At 72.7% G+C, this 16,808-nt stretch carries 16 protein-coding genes; 2 read left to right on the forward strand and 14 right to left on the reverse strand.

The features are described 5' to 3' along the window. Positions 1–54: 54 nt before the first annotated feature. The 11 genes from ACWEVN_RS26930 to ACWEVN_RS26980 form a co-directional block, all read right to left on the reverse strand. Positions 55–1,383: a COG1470 family protein gene (locus ACWEVN_RS26930; protein WP_452053146.1), complete on the reverse strand. Its 1,329-nt coding sequence runs from the start codon at positions 1,381–1,383 to the stop codon at positions 55–57. A 101-nt stretch (positions 1,384–1,484) separates the two neighbouring features. Then, on the reverse strand, positions 1,485–5,555 hold the full coding sequence (locus tag ACWEVN_RS26935) for a VWA domain-containing protein (RefSeq protein ID WP_452053147.1): 4,071 nt from the start codon (positions 5,553–5,555) through the stop codon (positions 1,485–1,487). Between the two features lie 30 nt (positions 5,556–5,585). Further along, a complete protein-coding gene (locus ACWEVN_RS26940; protein ID WP_449684914.1) occupies positions 5,586–6,563 on the reverse strand; it encodes a zinc ribbon domain-containing protein in 978 nt (325 codons plus the stop codon). A gap of 5 nt (positions 6,564–6,568) precedes the next feature. Beyond that, the gene (locus ACWEVN_RS26945) at positions 6,569–7,108 is read right to left on the reverse strand and encodes a phage tail protein (protein WP_452053148.1); all 540 of its coding nucleotides are present in this window, start codon (positions 7,106–7,108) and stop codon (positions 6,569–6,571) included. After that, positions 7,105–9,066: a putative baseplate assembly protein gene (locus ACWEVN_RS26950; protein ID WP_449684912.1), complete on the reverse strand. Its 1,962-nt coding sequence runs from the start codon at positions 9,064–9,066 to the stop codon at positions 7,105–7,107. Before ACWEVN_RS26950 ends, ACWEVN_RS26945 begins: the two co-directional genes overlap by 4 nt. Further along, positions 9,066–9,476: a GPW/gp25 family protein gene (locus ACWEVN_RS26955; RefSeq protein ID WP_310972881.1), complete on the reverse strand. Its 411-nt coding sequence runs from the start codon at positions 9,474–9,476 to the stop codon at positions 9,066–9,068. The genes ACWEVN_RS26950 and ACWEVN_RS26955 overlap by 1 nt, the downstream gene beginning before the upstream one ends. Position 9,477: 1 nt before the next feature. Next, entirely contained in the window at positions 9,478–9,759 is a 282-nt protein-coding gene (locus ACWEVN_RS26960; protein ID WP_364268765.1) for a PAAR domain-containing protein, read from the reverse strand. 13 nt (positions 9,760–9,772) lie between these two features. Then, the gene (locus ACWEVN_RS26965; protein WP_452053149.1) at positions 9,773–11,596 is read right to left on the reverse strand and encodes a VgrG-related protein; all 1,824 of its coding nucleotides are present in this window, start codon (positions 11,594–11,596) and stop codon (positions 9,773–9,775) included. After that, on the reverse strand, positions 11,589–12,350 hold the full coding sequence (locus tag ACWEVN_RS26970; protein ID WP_449684910.1) for a CIS tube protein: 762 nt from the start codon (positions 12,348–12,350) through the stop codon (positions 11,589–11,591). The genes ACWEVN_RS26965 and ACWEVN_RS26970 overlap by 8 nt, the downstream gene beginning before the upstream one ends. 5 nt (positions 12,351–12,355) lie before the next feature. Continuing rightward, the gene (locus tag ACWEVN_RS26975) at positions 12,356–12,802 is read right to left on the reverse strand and encodes a phage tail protein (protein ID WP_449684909.1); all 447 of its coding nucleotides are present in this window, start codon (positions 12,800–12,802) and stop codon (positions 12,356–12,358) included. A gap of 14 nt (positions 12,803–12,816) precedes the next feature. Then, entirely contained in the window at positions 12,817–13,284 is a 468-nt protein-coding gene (locus tag ACWEVN_RS26980; RefSeq protein ID WP_452053150.1) for a hypothetical protein, read from the reverse strand. A gap of 304 nt (positions 13,285–13,588) precedes the next feature. Between ACWEVN_RS26980 and ACWEVN_RS26985 the strand changes: the two genes are divergently transcribed. Together ACWEVN_RS26985 and ACWEVN_RS26990 are read left to right on the forward strand one after the other, a co-directional pair. Then, positions 13,589–14,470, forward strand: a complete 882-nt coding sequence (locus ACWEVN_RS26985; protein WP_452053151.1) for a hypothetical protein — start codon at positions 13,589–13,591, stop codon at positions 14,468–14,470. Positions 14,471–14,983: 513 nt separating this feature from the next. Beyond that, positions 14,984–15,577, forward strand: coding sequence for a hypothetical protein (locus ACWEVN_RS26990; protein WP_452053152.1), 594 nt, complete (start codon positions 14,984–14,986; stop codon positions 15,575–15,577). Between the two features lie 180 nt (positions 15,578–15,757). Here ACWEVN_RS26990 and ACWEVN_RS26995 read toward each other — a convergent pair whose 3' ends face one another. From ACWEVN_RS26995 to ACWEVN_RS27005, 3 genes are read right to left on the reverse strand one after another with little or no spacing between them, the layout of a single operon-like run. Further along, positions 15,758–15,916, reverse strand: a complete 159-nt coding sequence (locus ACWEVN_RS26995) for a DUF6760 family protein (protein WP_003098516.1) — start codon at positions 15,914–15,916, stop codon at positions 15,758–15,760. Continuing rightward, positions 15,913–16,353: a hypothetical protein gene (locus tag ACWEVN_RS27000; RefSeq protein WP_310972886.1), complete on the reverse strand. Its 441-nt coding sequence runs from the start codon at positions 16,351–16,353 to the stop codon at positions 15,913–15,915. The genes ACWEVN_RS26995 and ACWEVN_RS27000 overlap by 4 nt, the downstream gene beginning before the upstream one ends. A 4-nt stretch (positions 16,354–16,357) precedes the next feature. Continuing rightward, a complete protein-coding gene (locus ACWEVN_RS27005) occupies positions 16,358–16,801 on the reverse strand; it encodes a phage tail protein (RefSeq protein WP_043785975.1) in 444 nt (147 codons plus the stop codon). Between the last annotated feature and the right edge of the window lie 7 nt (positions 16,802–16,808).

Here is a 16,808-nt window from a genome sequence, read left to right on the forward strand (position 1 = left end):
GTAAGGCGGGTTAGAACCCGCCTTACCACTCACGACGCGGGTGGCCGGCACGGTTTACTCGACCCGGCCGGAGAAGGAGACCGACGGCGTGCAGCGGCCGCGGTCCGGCGGGTTCTGGCAGCTGACCGCGAGCACGATCTTCTCCCCCGGCTGGAACCGCCAGGCCTGCAGCCAGTGGTGGTCGAGGTCGCGGAAGTTCGAGAGGCCGACCTCCAGCAAGACCGTCTTGGTGCCACCGGCGTCCCGCAGCAGGCGCAGGGTTCCGGTGTCGCCCCGCGGGTTCTGCAGGATCAGGTCGGTGATCACCAGCGTCTTGCCGGGATCCGGCAGCGTGTAGGGGAATTCGGCGAACCGGTTGACGTTCGAGTCGATCTTCGCGTCCGCGGCCACCCGGAAGTCCGTCGGCGTGCCGTCGGCGGCGGCGTTCGAGACGCGGGTCGGGGGCGTGCCGCCCGGACCCGAGCCCGGCGGCGCGGGGTTGTCGCCCGGAGGGGTCAGGCCGACGGCCTTCATCGCCTGTTCGGAGTTCTGCTTGGCCTGATCGGCGTTCTTCTTCGCCTGGTCGGCCCCGGCGCCGGCGTCCTGCGCCGCCTTCACGATCTCCTGGTTCTGTTCCTGCGCGGCCTCGCGGGCGGCCGACTTCACGGCGGGCCGCAGTACGGTGAACCACAGCGTCACCAGGGCGAGCAGGAGGACGAGCAGCGCGGCGAGCGCCGGCAGCAACCACTTCGGCAGGACCTGCCGCTGCACCATGGTGCCTTCGGTCTTGAGCGGCTCGGCCCCGTCGGCGGTGACGAACACCTGGAAGCGGTGCCGGACGGACTGCCCGCGCAGGAAGCGCTTCCGCGGCTTGGCCCGCATCCGGACGAACGCGGCGGTGCCCGGCGCCAGTTCGGCCCGGTCGCGCTCGAGCCGGAAGTCCAGCTCGTCCTCCGGGTCCAGCGGGCTCAGCTCGACGGCCACCGGCCGGTTGCCGCGGTTGTCGACGGCGACCTCGAAGTCGGCCTTGGAGCTGCCCTCCACCTTGGCCGGCACGATCTCGGCGGTCACCTCGGTGAAGGCGCCGAGTTCGACGGTGCCCTCCTCGACGACCGAACCGGCCGGGTCCTCGCTCGAGAACACCCGCACGCCGAAGGGAATCGTCCCGGCGGGCACGTCGGAGGACCGCGGCGGCGCGAACCGCACGGTGACCGTCCCGGTCTCCCCCGGCATCAGGTTGACCGTCGCCGGTTCCGCGGTGGCCCAGCCACTCGCGTCGCCGACGACGTCGATCGCGAACTGGTCGACGACCTGCCCGGCGTTCCGGATGGTCACCGTGCAGCTCGTCTCCTGGCCGGGTTCCGCGACCAGGCCGGCCTCGGACAGCGTCGCCGTTGCTCCCATGCGCGGAAGTCTCCCTTCTGTGTCGCGGGTCCGGCACCAGCGGACGGGTGTGCGCTCGTGCGCCGGTAATTGCCCCTACGGGCAGCGGGTTCTCGCGCGGCTCAGCCGCGCGAGATGAACGGTGGTTGTTCCGTGCGCAGCACCACCAGGATCGGATTCGACTGCGCCGTCCCGAACTTCGGACCGCTCACCGAAGTGACCGACAGCGTGCGCGGGCCGATCAGGTCGTGGTGGAAGACCAGGAACTGCGCCTCGAACCGCCCGTCGACGCCCACGGTGGCCAGGCCCGGCGTCTCGGAGATCCCGTCCGACCAGGCCAGCCGGACCGTCGCGCCCGGCGGGAAGTCCGTGCCCGTCACGCGCGGGACCGAGCCCAGCGGGGCGATGCCCGGATCGACGGCGACCACCGGCTGGCGGAACACCACCCGCCCACTGGCCGTGTTGTCCCCGGGGTCGGTGTCCGGCCCGCTGGTACTGACCGTGCCGGACACCGGCGCGTCGGCCGCGGCCTTGGCCGCCAGGGAAATCCGGATCTCGACGGTCTGGCCGGGGGCCAGCGTCCCGAGCGCACAGGTGCCGCCACCGGGCGTGCACCCCGGTGCCACCGAGGTCGCGGGCAGCTGCGGCGGCAGCTGGGTGACCAGCCGGACGTTCGGCATGGGGGCCCCGGAACCGTTGTGCACCAAGAAGGTCAGCACCACGTCGTCGCCGCCGACGAACAGCGGGACCGCCGACACCGCCAGCCCCACCGACAGCGAGCCCGGCGTGACCGGGGGCGCCGGCTTCGGCCCGACGGTGACCACGGCCGTGGCGGAGTTGTCCTGCGCGCCGGCGTCCTGGCCGGCCGTGGTGACCGTGCCGGTGGCGGCCTGCGCCCCCGGTTCGGTGCCGGTGGCGCTGAACCGCACCCGCGCGCTCGCGCCCGGGGCGAGCGTGCCGAAGGCGCAGACGAGGTCGGGTGTGCAGGTGCCGGCGCTGGTGATCGGCGCCTGCGGCCGCAGGCCCGTGGTCAGCCGGACGAACAGCCCGACGCCGGGCGAAGCGGCGACGCCGTGGTTGGTGACCACGAACTCGAACGTCGTCAGCCCGGAGAACGGGATGGTGGCCGGGACGGCGGTGGCGGTCACCCCGACGTCGGCGATCCGCTGGAACGCCGGCTGCGACGCGCCACCCGGACCGGCGATCAGGACCGCCGACGCCCCGCCGGCCGATGGCACGGTCCGGACGCTCGGCCGGGACTCCGAGGGTGCGCTGTCGAAGGCGACCAGCGTGCCGTCCGGCGACCAGGCCGGGTCGTCCACGGTTCCGGTGTCCTGCACCAGAACCCGCCCGGGCCCGCCGTCGGCGGGGGCCACGCAGAGCTGACGGCGGTCGTTGTGGAACACCAGCGCGGCGCCGTCCGGCGAGACGTCCGCCGAGCCCTGCCGCCCGGTGCCGCACGGCTCCCCGAACGACGGCGAGAGGTCCCGCTGGGTGCCGGCGACGACGCTGTCCGGCCCGGCGGTCAGCGCCACCTGCCACAGCTCCTGCCGGTCCCCGCCGGGGTCGACGGACATCACGGCGGTCTCGGTCGCGGTGCCGCCGCGCCCGGTCGCCGTGCACGTCACCGTGGTGGCGCCGACCGGGAAGAGGCTCCCGGACGACGGCGTGCAGAACGGCGTGAGCGGTGTTTCGCGGTCGGCGTCGATCGCGGTCGCCGGGTAGTCGATGACCGTGGGCGCGGTACCGGTGACGGTCTTGTCGTGCACGGTGATCAGCGGCAGCCGCGGATCCTTGACCCGCACGGTGACGTCTTCGGTGTAGCCGGGCCGGACGGCGGACTCGCCGTTCAGCCGGAACTCGACCCGGCAGTGCAGGAAAGCTCCGATCGGTGCGGTCGGCGAGACCGTGGCGATCTCGACGAAGTGCGCGTCGGTGCCGCCGGGCACCTGCGGCGTCCCGTCGGGGTCGAACGTGAGCGTCAGGCCCGGGTCGCAGAACGGCACCGGCTGCACCTTCACTTGGAGGTCGGTGATCCCCTTCACGATCGCGGTGCTGATCTGGCCGGGGTCGGTGCTCTCGGTCAGGACGCCGTCGGTGGCCTTGGTGATCGCGCTCGCCTGGCCGCGGCCGTCGAGGGCTCCGTCGTTCTCTTCGGCGAGGCTGCTTTCCGAGCCGCCGCTGCTCGTCACGGCCGGGACCGCGACCACCCGGATCTTCGCGGCCGTCAGCGCGTCGACGACGGCCGCGGTCGTCGGGAACGTGCCCCGCTCGTTGTCGGCCGGCGACTCGTGGCTGGCGGCGTCGCCGACCAGCACCACGATCCGGTTGCTGGTGTCGCGGAAGCCGATCGCGCCCGTCGAGACCTTCTCGAGGGCGTCGTACCAGTCTTCGGCGGTGTCGTCGCCGCCGGTGGCGGTGATCCGGCCGAAGGCGTCGGTGAGCAGCTTGCGCTGCTCGTCGGTGTCGGCCGGGGTGAGCGGCTGCTGGACGTGGAACGACCGCGGCGGGTTCGGCGGCGGGCCTTCGCCCGGGTGGTCGTCCACGCGGTCGCCGTACGCGGCCACCGCGAAGTTCGCCGACGGCTGCACCTTCTGCACTTCCTCGATGACCTTGCCGAGGTTCGTCTTGACGTTCTCGATGACCCCGTTCATCGACCCCGTCTGGTCCATCAGCAGCACGATGTCCGGCTGCGCCGGGACCTTGTCCGTCGGGACCGTCTTGGGCACCGAGCCGGAACTGCCCTGTCCGACCGGCATGTCCACCACCGTCGGCTGCACCCGCCCCGGTGGCGGCGGCGCGATCCGCGAGGCCGCGCGCGTCAGGGTGATCTTCGTGCCGTCGGCCGACCACACCGGCTGCGTGTCGCGGCCGGTCAGGTACGGCGGGATCGGGATCTCGCCGAGGATCCGGCCGTCCGCCACGCGGGCGATCCGCACGGTGTCGGAGCGGGTTTCGCCGCGGATGGCGGTGTTGGTGAACGCGATCATCGTGGCGTCCGGCGACCAGGCCGGGTGCTGTTCGCGTTTGGTCCCGTCCCGCGGGCCGGTCAGCGCGCGGGGTGCGCTGCCGTCGGCGTTCGCCACGACGACCTCGGTCTGCACGGACTCGCCCGGATCGGCCTGGGTGTAGGCCAGCTGGGAGCCGTCGGCGGAGAACGCGGGGTCGAACTCGTCGGCGCCGGGGCGGTTCGTGAGGTCCCGGCGGTCGCCGCCGGTGGCGTCCGCGCTCCAGATGTCCGAGGTGGCCCCGGTGCGCAGCTCGGTGAACACCGGACGGCCGTCCGGGCGGAACGCCGGCTCGGTCTCGCCGGTGTCCGGCAGCGCCGAGATGACCGAGATCCGGCCGCCCGCGATCTCCTTGACGTCGCCGAGCGGGTCCTGCGCGTGGGTCGTGAAGGCCAGCCGGGCACCGTCGCGCGACCACGCCGGCTCCGCCGAGTCGCCGGGGTCGGGGACCGCGCGGGTGACCGCGCCGCCGGTTTCGGCGACCAGCGCCACGTCGCCGGCCGGGTGGAAGCGGGTGGTGGTGAACGCGATCCGCGCCGGGCCCCACGCCGGCTGGGTGTCGGCGGCGGGGTCGGCGGTCAGGCGCGTCGGGGTCCCGCCGGCGGCCGGGACGGTGTAGATGTCCCCGGCCGGGTCGTCGCGGGTGCTGCTGAACGCCAGGCGGGTGCCGTCGGGCGACCAGCTCGGGGAGTCGTCGGTCGCCGGGCCGGACGTCACCTGGCGGAGGCCGCGGCCGTCCACGCCGATCACGAACAGCTTCCGGCTGCCGGTGCGTTCGGAGGCGAACGCGACCGTGCGGCCGTCCGGCGACAGCGCCGGGTGCAGGTCGACGGCGTCGTCGTTCGTCAGCGGCACCGCCGTCCGGGCGCCGTCGGGGAGGTAGTACAGCTCGCCGTCCTGCTCGGCACCCCCGGCGGCGGCGCGGTGGCTCACCCACACGAGGCCGCCGGTGCTCGCGGACGCGTCGGAATCGACGCCGCCGGCCCCGGCCGGCAGCGCGGGCGCCGCGCCTTCGCCGGTGGCCTCGTAGAGGCCGGTGGTGGCGTCGCTGACGTACCCGACGCGGTACGGCGCGGCCACCGGCGCCGGTGCCTGTGCTTCGGTCGGCGAGAGCGCTCCGCTGATCGCCCAGCCGCCGAGCACCGCGACGACCGCGATGCCCGCCACCGCTCGGTTCGCGCGCATGGTCGGTCCTCCCCAAAAGACTTCGGATGCTCAGCCGGCTTCGAACAGCTCGATCTCGGAGATCGCGACGTCCGTGCCGTCGAGCGAGCGGTACAGCCCGGTCACGTGCAGCTCGACGCTCGTGGCGCCTTCGCTGTTCTCGATCGGGACTTCCTGGGAGTCCGGCGTGTCGGCCAGCACCATGTCGTAGGTCTTGCCGGTGGAGAACACCAGGTGCAGCTTCTGCGGCCGGTGCGCGGCCGGGAAGTTCGCCGCGTCGCCGGAGTACACGATCGCCTTCCGCAGGTCCGCCGGGTGGTCGAAGGTGAACACCAGCACCTGTTCCTTGTCGCCCGGGGCCGCCCAGAACGTGTTCTTGGCGTTGTCGGCGACCAGCGGGGCCGCGTGGCCGTTCGCCTGCGCGGTCGCGGTCACCTTGATCGGGTGGACCGGGTTCAGCTTGGCCTCGAAGATGCCGGTCACCTGGCTCCACAGGCCCACCGCCGCGGTGTTGATCGCGGTGCGGAACGGCTGGTACAGCGCGTAGATCAGCGCCGAGAAGATGAGCGCCACGGCGACGGCCCGGCGGATCACCTTCCCGACGGTGCGGCGCGCGGCCCCGGCCCGGCCGGTCCGGCGGCGGACCCCGTCCTGGCCCGGCCGCGCCCCCGCCTTGTGCTCCTTCGGCTTGCGGCCGAACAGCCGCCGCCACCACGACGTCTTGACGACCTCGGACTCGGCCAGCGACGCGCCGCAGCGGTTGCAGAAGTTGCGGGTCGGCGCGTTGCCCTTGCCGCACCGGCCGCAGATCAGGTCGCCCGGGTTGAGGACCTGCTCCTCCACCGTCTGCTGCACCGGCTGCCGGACCGGGGCGATCGGCTCCGCGGGCTGCACGACCTGCTGCTGCACCACCGGCTGGGCCTTGACCGCGACCGGGCCGTCGTCGTCCCACTTCAGGTAGCGGCCGCATTCGCCGCAGAACTCGACGTCGGCGGGCCCCTGGTGCCCGCACTCCGCGTAGATGACCATCTCCGTCAGCCCTCCAGCACTTCCACCGTGACCCGCACGTGGGCGGGCACCGCATCCACGACCGTCGCCGTCAGCCGGCGCACGTCGACCCGCGCCGGATCGGGCACCCGCACGAGCACCCGCACCCACGGCGGACCCGGGTCCGGCAGCGGTGCGCCCGGCTGCGGGTCGGCGACGACCCCGCCGCTGTCGGTCACCTCGACCACGCCGCCGGTCAGCAGCCGCACGTGGTCGGTGAGCCCGCGCCGCGTGCCGCGCCACCGGTGCAGGTCGACCGACCGCGTCACGAGCTGCCGCAGCTGTTCCGGGCTCCAGCTCTCGTCGACGCGCAACGCGACCCAGTGGGCCAGCCAGCCGACGAAGTCGGCGGGCGCCACGCCCGGGTCGAGGTAGCCCGAGAAGTTGTCCAAAGTGGAGATGACCGGCGCGAGGACCTCGTCGAGGGCGCCGGTGAACCCCTGCACGAACCGGTCCTCGGCGTACACCGAGGGCAGCTGCTCGCCGATCGGGTGCGGGGTCGGCAGCCCGGGGACGCCCGTCCTCATGCGCCCGCCTCCCGCACCCGCACCTGGTGCCCGAACGAGAACGCGAGCGCGTTCGGCGGCAGGTCCAGCCGGTCCACCTGCTCGCCCCGCTCCCGCGTGATCGGGTTGGCCGCGAACAGCCGCACGTCCTCCACCAGCTCGACGCCGGGAAGCCGTTGCAGCACCGCGAACACCTCGCCCGACTGGACCGGGCGGCCGAAGGGCCAGCCGTCGCCGTCGGGGCCGCCGCTGATCGGGTTGAAGTAGTCGTAGAGGGCCTGGCTCGCCCGGGCGCCCAGGGTCCCCGCCGTCGTCCGGCGCCGGGCGCGCAGCCGCGCCACCACCGTCACCCCCTGGTAGAACGGGGGTTCCACGGACACGAGCGCGCCCACGCAGCGGCGTTCGCCGAGGTGGCGCTCGATCCGGGCGCGCATGCCGGCTTCGAGCATCAGGGTCGCGAAGGCGAGCTCACCGGTGTCGGGCACGGCCGGCACGACGAGCACCCGGATCGCGCCGGTCTCGCGGCCGTCGGGCCCGTGCGCCGGGATGCAGCGCACCCGGGCCGCTTCCGGTGCCGCCTCGCGGGCGAGCTGTTCGTAGTCCTCGGCGGTCACGGCCCGGTCGCGGGTGCGCAGCAGCAGCGGGCCGCGGACCGCCGCGTCCCGGACCGATTCGCCGTCCACCCCGCCGATCGCCGGGCGGCGGTTCACCACGCTGCTGACGAACGGGATCGGGTCCCGCTGCACTTCGAGGACCTCGCGGGCGACGTTGCCGCGCCGCCCGCCGCCGGAGCGGTACTCGGGCACCCGGATCGCGGCGGACTTGGCCGGGACCGCCCCGTAGTACCGGAGGCCGCCCTCGGGCTGGCGCACCGCGGGCCCGAACTCGACCTGCCCGCCGACCCGGTCGAGCAGGACGTGCCGGTCGTCCGGGCCGGAGTCGGCGAAGGAGCGGACCTCGGTCCACGGCTGCCAGCCGTCCGGGCCCGAGACCTCGACGACCAGTTCGCCCTCCCCGACGACCACCGGGGGCCGGCCGAGCGGGAACCGCTGGCCCGGCGTGCCGTCCGACGTCCCGACAACCTCGTTGCGGATGATCTCGGCGTGCACGGCCCCGACCGTGCCGCCGATGGTGGAGGCCTCGACCGCGTGCAGCCGCGGCGGGCGCTGGTAGAACGGCTGGTTCTGCTTGGCCTCGACCAGCCGGCACCGCAGCCAGCCGGCCCGCTGCCGCGCGAGCACCGACATCGCGTGCCCGGCCGGGACGTGCACCACGATGTCGCCGGCCCGGTTGAACGCGCCGGTGCTGTCGCGGTCGACCTCGCACGCCGCCCAACCGGTGCCGTCCCAGGCCTCCCACAGCCACGGCGGGTCGCGCGGGTCGACACCCTGGCCTTCGACCTCGCAGTTCATCCGCAGCAGCACCGCGCAGCCGGGCACGGCGTCCGACAGTCCGAAGAGGACGGAGTCGCCGGGGGCCGGGGTTTCGGAGAAGGCCGCGGGGCCGCCGCCGACGAGCAGTTCGTCGGTGCGGTCGACCGGCGGCAGGCCGGCGTCGGCCGTGCCGGTCGCCAGGTGCGCGAGCGAGCACGGCACGATGTTCAGCGTCCGCTCCACCGTGAAGACCACCGGGTCCTCGACCTCGTTGCGCACGCTCGCGACCTGCTTGCCGCTCGCGACGACCACCGGGACGTCGCGGGCGGCCGAGAGCCAGAACGTCACGTCGGCCCGCGCCGCGGCCGGCGGGAACAGCCGGACCCCGATCAGGTCGAGGAACCGCAGGTAGTGCCGGTCGGGCACCCGGTTGAGCCGGTAGAGCAGCTGGTCGACCATCTGCGCGAACGTCTCGATCAGCGTGACGCCGGGGTCGGAGACGTTGTGGTCGGTCCACTCCGGGCAGTTGCGCTGGACCAGGTACTTGGCTTCGTCGACCAGGTCCTGGAACCGGCGGTCGTCGAGGTTGGGCATCGGCAGCGACATCACGCACCGTCCTCTACGGACTCGTGCGGCGGGATGACGTAGAACGGGAAGACGAGGTTGCGTGGGTCGTTGGTGCCGCGCAGCCGGTAGCGGATGTCGATCAGCAGGGTGCCCCGGTCGGCTTCGTCGAAGCTGACGACGACGTCGTCGAGGGTGATCCGCGGCTCCCAGCGCTCCAGTGCGACCCGGACCTCGTAGGCGATCTGCCCGGCGGTCGCCGCGTCGGCGGGCGCGAACACGAGGTCGTGCACCGCGCAGCCGAACTCGGGACGCATCGGGCGCTCGCCCGGCGAGGTCGCCAGGATCAGCCGGATGCTCTCGACGACCTCGCGCTCGCCGCCGACCAGCGCGATCGAGCCGGTCGCGTCGGTGTGGAGCGGGAACGCCAGTCCCCGGCCGAGGAAGTCCATGTCAGCCTCCGATCAGGACGGTCGGGCAGCCCATGACGATCGGCGCGCCGCAGGCGGCCAGGTCTCCCATCCGGGCCGCGGGCATGCCGCCGATGAGCACCGTCGGGCAGCCCGGCGGCGCGATCGGCGTCGGCGGGTGCACCGCGGGCGGCGGGAACGAGCACGTGTGCAGCGTCCCGACGTTCGCGGCGGGCATCCCGCCGATCAGCACGGTCGGCACCCCCGGGCCGGCGATGACGCCGGGGTGCCCGGTCGGGTCGCCGACCCTCGCGGCTGGTGGCATGCGCACTCCCCCGTCAGTTGATCTTGACCACGCTGCCGCGCACGGTGACGACACCGCTCGCGGTCAGCTCCGTCTGGCCCTGGCCCGCGACCGAGACGGTGGCGCCTTCGAGCTTCGCGCCGGCCGTGCCGCTCAGTTTCAGCTGGGCGGACGCCTCGATGCTGGCGTCGGTCTGGGACTTCACGGACACCTTCTGGCCCTTGAGCTCCAGCGGCCCGGTGCCGGCGTCGATGCTCACGCCGTTCTGCGCCTTGACCGTGACGCTCTTGCCGCTGGTCACCTCGATGACCTGGTTCTTCTGGTCGATCTTGACCACGAACTTCGCGTCCCCCGACGACAGGATGATGCCGTCGTCCTCGGCGAACTCCAGCTTGTGGCCCTTCCGCGAGACGAACCCGCGCAGCGCCACCTCCCCGCTGTTGCCGTCGACGATCGCCTTGGTGAACTTCGACGGCGCCGCGTCCTTGCTGTTGTAGAGGCCGCCGAGGACGTAGGGCGCTTCGAAGTCGCCGTGTTCGAAGCCCACCAGGACCTCGTCGCCGACCTCCGGCAGCACCACCGCGCCGCGGTCCTTGCCCGCGCCGGGCTGGACCGTGCGCGCCCAGGTGCTCGTGAAGTCCTTGTCCAGCCAGGGGAACGTGAGCTTGACGCGGCCGAGCTTCGCCGGGTCCTTGAGGTCGGTCACCTGCGCGGGGACGACCCCCGGCCACGCCGAAGTCTTCGCCCCGCCCGCGACCAGGCCGTAGAGCGAGCGTTCCTGGCGGCCGGACACGGCGAACTCGGTGGTGTAGCCGACCTCGTCGTTGAACAGGTGGCGCGTGCTGGTCAGCGTGTACTTGCCGGAGAAGGGCTGGCCGACGCCGGTGAGCGTGACGGCGGTGCCCGCGCGCAGCTTCGGGTTGCCCTTGGCGACGCCGTCGAGTTCGGTGCAGGCGCTGCCGAACCGTTCGGCGAGTGCCTTCGCGGTCGCGTCCGCCTCGCCCTGGGCGCGCCGGGGCGCGGCGGCGTCGAGGAAGGGCGGGCTGGCGAACTTGCCCGCCAGCGCCACCGGGTCCACCCCCGGGACTTCGGTGCCCGCGTTCTTCGGGGTCGCGGTGCCGGTGATCGGCTGCTTGTTCTCGTAGTCCCAGCCGGTGACCCGCACCTCGGGGACCTGCTCGGCCGCGGTGACGCTGGCGCGCAGGTTGAGCAGCGTGCCGTGGGCCTCGAGGACGAGCGGGTCCGCGGTGGCCTTGGTGGTGGTCGAGGGGGCGCCGGACGGCTGCTCCGGCAGTTCGAAGTTCAGCTTCCCGTCCCGGACGGCGATCCGCGCGCCCACCGCGTCGGCCAGCCGGGACAGGAACTCCCAGTCGCTGACGTTGTCCTGGGACAGCTGGGTGTTCGGCCGGCCGCCGAAGCCCCTGACGTTGTCGATCTTGCCGACCGGGATGTTCGCGCGCTGGGCGACCTTGCGCACGACGTCGGCGATGGTCATGTTCGGGTACGCGGTGACCCGGCGGCCGCGGAACAGCCGGTGCGCGTGGTCGTACCCGCGGACCTCGGTGAAGGTGCCGTGGTTGTCGAGGTCGATCGCGACCGCGGTGACCTCGCCGGAGAGCAGGTCCTGCGGGCCTTCCGGGTCCGACGTCTGGACCTTGAGCCGGATCTTGGCCCCGACCTTGAACTTGCCCTTCTCCAGCACGACGGTCCCGGGGTCGCGGAAGCGCAGCACGAAGGTGTCCGGCAGGTTCCGGCTGTCGTCGACGTAGGCGTAGCTGAGCATCACCTTGACGTCGTCGGGCAGCGTGGTGCCCTCGACCTCGACCAGGAGGGTGTTCGTGAAGGTCTCGTTAGCCATCGAGCTCCTCCAGCGCGGGCACCAGGAGCCGGGTGCCGGGCCGCAGCCGCATCGGGTCGTCGATGTCGTTGGCGGCGGCGATCTCGCGCCACTTCCCGGCGTCACCGTAGGCGCGGAACGCGACCGAGGGCAGCGAGTCCCCGGCGACGAGCACGTGCGTGTCCCGCGCGGCGAGCGCGCCGGAGGTCGGGTTCTGGCCGCCCAGCTCGCCGGAGATCTCCTCCAGGTTGACCGTGCAGACCGCGCGCACCGGCGTCCCCGACGGCGTGAACAGGGTGTACTTCGCGGTGACGGAGGCGACGTAGGCGGGGAAGCCGGTCATCCCGCCCCACTTGAAGATCACCCACGGCGGCGAGGGCTTCTTGTGCTGGCGGCTGTCCTCGGTGGCCACGCAGCAGGTGAACAGCTGCTCGACCTTCTTGACGACGGCGTCGTCCATCTTGTCGGTGGCGTCGAGGAACATTTCGAGCGCCAGCTTGGCCGGATCCGACCCCTTGAACTGCGGCGGCGCGCTCTTCTTGGCGTTCGGCTGCGCGTCCCGGCCCCACTTGGCGTTCTTGCTGACCGACAGTTCCTTGGGGTTGAACTGGAACTTGATGTCGAACATCTTGTCCCCGGGCGGCTGCCCGGTCCCCCCGGACTGAGGCGGCTTCCGCACTTCGAGCAGGGCGCGCTGCAGGTTGCTGGGCGCGCCTGAACTGTAGGCCGCCGTGGACTGGGCTCCGGCCGAGGTGAAGGCGACGGGTGAGGACATCGGCGTCAGCCCTTCTTCGCCGGGCTGAGGAAGCCGTGGTGGGCCAGTTCGAGGGTCTCGGTGGCGACTTTGGGTGAGTCGGGCGAGAGCTGCGGCCCGCTCCACCGCACCGGGACGACGCCTTCGAGCGCCCAGCTGGCGATGACCTTCCCTTCGAGGGTGCGCGCCTCGATGGTGGCGGTCTTGCGTTCGATCCCGCTCGCCAGGCTGGCGAACCACTTGGTGATCTGCGAGCTGGCCTCGGTGACCGGGCGCGAGAGCTTGATGTTCGAGTACTTGATCCGGGTCGGCAGCTGCCAGACCATGCCGTTGTTGCCGCCTTCTTCCCGCTGTTCCATGACGAATTCGCAGCCGAGGCCGTCACAGCTGGAGAAGGCGCCGAGGTTGCCGAGGTTCTTGTCGTCCAGCTTGACGACATAGCAGACGGCAACGGCCTCTTCGGTGTCCGCCATCGGTGGCTCCTCCTTCAGTGCGGGCGGTCGGTGAGCGCACCCCGGCGCTCACGATCGAGACGAAGTTCGGTCTTGAGCCGGCGCAGGAGCGGATCGAAGAGCTTCTTGACGAGCTCTTCGGTTTCCGGCTGCGGCGGTGGTGCCGCGACGGGGGCGGGTGCGGGGACGGGGTCCGGGTCGCGCTGGACGACCGTGGTGACGGCCGGAGCGGGGGCGGGCGCAGGGACGGGTGGTGGGTCCGGTGTGGACGGTGGAGCCGGGTCGACGATCCTGGCGACGGGCAGTTCGGTGTGGAGCTGCGCATCGGGGGTGCGAGGGGTGCCGTCGATCGCCCGGGCGAGGGGAAGTGGTGATGCGGTTGTGGTCTCGGCGTCCGCGGTGCGAGCCAGCGCGGAGGTGGTGTGGTGGGTGGTCTCGGCGGCGCGAGCCACGGTGAGCGGCAGCGCTTCGGCGATGCGAGTTTCGATCGCCCGTGCCGGCACCGGTGCTCCTGCTGAGCTTTCGACGGCGCGAGCCGCGAGGAGCGGCAGCGCGGCTCCCGCCACGGGCGCCGAGCCTTCGGCCATGCGAGCCACGGGGAGCTCCGGCAGCCCGGCTCCGGTCAACGGGGAGGTCTCGATCGCCTGTGCTGCTGCTGTCGACGGTGTTCGCGGGCCATCGACGGGTCGCACCGGGGTCTCGGTCATTCGCGCGATCGGGAGCGTGGTTCCCGCCGCGGGCAGGCCCGGACTCTCGACAGCCCTCGCCACCGGCTTCGCTGCTCCGCCCCAGAGTCCCGAGGTCTCGATGGCCCTCGCGACCGGCAAGGACGGCATCGCAGCCCTGCCCACCGAGCCTTCGGGCGCCGGGGCCACGGAGAGTCCTGAGGTTTCGATCGCCCGTGCCACTCCGGTCGCCGGCGGACCATCGATGGACCGCGACACCGGAAGAGGCGGGGTCTCGGTCGGTCGCGCGATCGGAAGTGCGGTTCCTGCCGCGGGCAGGCCCGGAGCTTCGATCGCCACCGCCTTCTCCGCTCCGCCCGGCAGTCCTGAGGTTTCGATGGCCCTCGCCACCGGAAGCGGCGGCACCGCAGCCCCGCTCGCCGAGTCGTCGGCTGCGCGGGCTACGGCAAGTCCAGAGGATTCGATCGCCGACGCCAACGGCACCCGGGCCCCGCCCGCCGAGTCGTCGGCCACGCGAGCCACCGACAGTCCCGCAGGTTCGATAACCCTCGCCACCGGCAACGACGGCACTCCTGCCCCACTCGCCGAATCCTCGGCCACGCGAGCCACGGAAAGTCCCGCAGGTTCGATAGCCCTCGCCATCGGCAACGACGGCACCGCAACCCCGGCCGCCGAATCCTCGGCCACGGAAGGCCCCGCAGTCTCGATGGCCCTCGCCACCGGCAACGAGGGCACCACAGCCCCGCCCGCCGAGTCGTCGACCGCGCGAGCCACCGACAGTCCCGCAGGTTCGATAGCCCTCGCCACCGGCAACGACGGCACCGCAACCCCACCCGTCGAATCCTCGGCCACGCGCCCCACGGAAAGTCCCGCAGTCTCGATGGCCCTCGCCACCGGCAACGACGGCACCCCGGCCCCACCCGCCGAATCCTCGGAATGCCCCGAGGATTCCATCGCCACCGGCGGGACCGCAGTCCTGTCCGCCGGGCCTTCGGCCGCGTGAGTCGCGGGAAGTCCCGGGGTCTCGATGGCCCTCGTCATCGGGGCCGGACTGCCGGCTGCGCGGGCGACCGGGAGCGGAGCGCTCCGGGGCGCTCCTGGTGAGTCTTCGACCGCTCGAGCGATCGGGAGCAGCGGTCCCCGGCCGGCCGGTGTCGTCGGGAGAGATGCGTCCACCGGCGGCTTCGTTGCCGGAGATCCGACCGCGCGCAGCACCGGAAGCGGCGCCTCCTGCCCGACCGGTGGCACCGGGCTCGCCGATGCCGAGGACTCCTGCGCCACCGAGGCCTCGGCCGCCGGCAGCGTGGACCTCTGCACCTCCGGCGCACCAGAGGACGCCGCCGCTGGCGCAGACCGCTGGGCCACCGGCAGCGTCGAAGGCTCGTTTGCCTGCGTCGCCCGAACGCCCGGCTCCTCCGCCACGGGGAGCGCCGGAGTCTCAGCCATCCGGGACACCGTCACGCTCGGCTCCTGCGCCGTCGAGGCGACCGGCAGCGCCGGAGGCCCCGGCAACGGCATGGAAACGCTCGTCGAGCCGCCTGGTGTCCCGGGCGGCTCCGTGGCTTCGAACGGGCGGAAGCTGTTCACCGGTGGTGACCCGGTCGTCCGCGACGCCGGCGCGGGTGGCGCTCCCGGCGCGTCCGCGAGGCGGGACACCGGGAGTCCCCCTCCGGCGGGGGCAGGCAGCATCGGCGCGCCGAGCCCCAGCCGTCGCGGGGTTGCCTGCTCCGTCCGCTGGACGAGCGGCAGCTCAGGTTCCGGAGCCGACGGCGCCGGAGAGGGCGTCACCGAGGGCTCCTCCAAGGACCCGGTCAAGGGCGCTGCCAACGCCTCCGCCGGGCTGCTCGAGGCCGCCGGTGTGTCCACAGGGGACGGTGCCGCGATCGCCTGGAGGGTGCGCACCGGCGGGGTGTCCACCCTCCCCGCCGACGTCAGCCGCGGCACGACATCGGGCCTCCCCACGACCGGCAGTGCCAGTGGCAGCTCGGGAGATTCCGGAGCCACGACCCGCTGCACCGGCGGCCCGCCCACCGTGGCCGGCCGCAGCAGGTTGCCGATGACGCCGGCGGGCTCCGCCGGGCCGACCCGGTGGCCGAGCGGCTCCAGGTAGCCCGGGCTCTGCCACGACGTCAGCGTCGCGCTGAACCGCTGCACCGGGTTCACCAGCGGGTGCTCGGCCAGCACCCGCTGGATCGGCGCCACACTCCGCCACTCCGCCCGCGTCACCGGCAACGCGACCGGAGCCGGAGCAGCAGGCGGAGGCTCCTTCCTGCGGAACCACATTCCAGCGTCACCGTCCCTGGCTCATCCGGGTGTTGATCCGGGCGATCTCGGCGACGTAGGTCAACCGGTCGGGGTGTTCGAGGTCGAGGATGTCGTCGAGGGACCAGTGCAGGTGGTAGGCGACGTACGCGACTTCCTCGTGCAGCCGGTCGGCCGCGTACGTCACGATTCCCCCAGGCGGCCACCGGCGACGTCGACGACGAAGCCGTGGCCGCACTCGGGGCACGCCACGCCCGCCCTGGTGTGGCCCTCGCTGTTGACCCGGCGGTACATGTCCTGCAGGAACGCCAGGTCGGAGGCGAACAGGTTCTCGATGATCCCCGCGTGCACGTCGGTGATGTCGCCGATCCGGGTGACCACCCGGGCCAGCAGCACCACCGTGAGGAACGCCGAGTTCTCGCGCACCCGGTCGTCCCGCAGCGGGATCAGCTCGTCGCGGGCGGTGGCCAGGCGCATCACCCCGGAGTGGTGCACCTTGCCCTCGTCGTCGACGTACCCGCGCGGGAGCTCGAACGCGAACTCCGTCCGCAGCTTCGGCCGCTCGGTGCGCGGCTCGTCCGAAGCGACGGGAGCCTCCGGCGCCGAGGCCATCACCCTGCGCATCGGCTCACTCGACTTCCATCTGCTCGTAGGTGATGACGAGCTTCTCGGTGAGCACGCTCGTGTCGCCGGCCTTCAGCGAGCCGATCTCCAGGCTCTTCGGCCAGGCGTTGGTGAGCTTGTAGCGCTTGATCGCGGCGCCTTCGTAGTCGTAGACGATGATCGCGCCGCCCTTGCGGGCCGTGGTCATCTTGCCGAAGTGGGCGTCCTTGACCCACTTCTCGAAGCTGTTGTCCTCGGTGAGGCCGCGGGTCAGCGTGACCTCGCCCGCCTTGGGGCGGCCGGGCAGCTTCTTGATGACGTACTTGCCGTCGACGGTGTTCTGCTTGAGCTCGATGACGTCCTGCTCCATCTTGAGGCCGGAGACCTCGGAGATCTGCTTGATCTGGACGCCGTCGATCTCGAGCCCGAAGGAGTGGCCGACGGCCTTGTCGAGATCGGGAAGTGCCATGTCAGAA

The sequence above is a fragment of the Amycolatopsis sp. NPDC003861 genome (assembly GCF_053605405.1).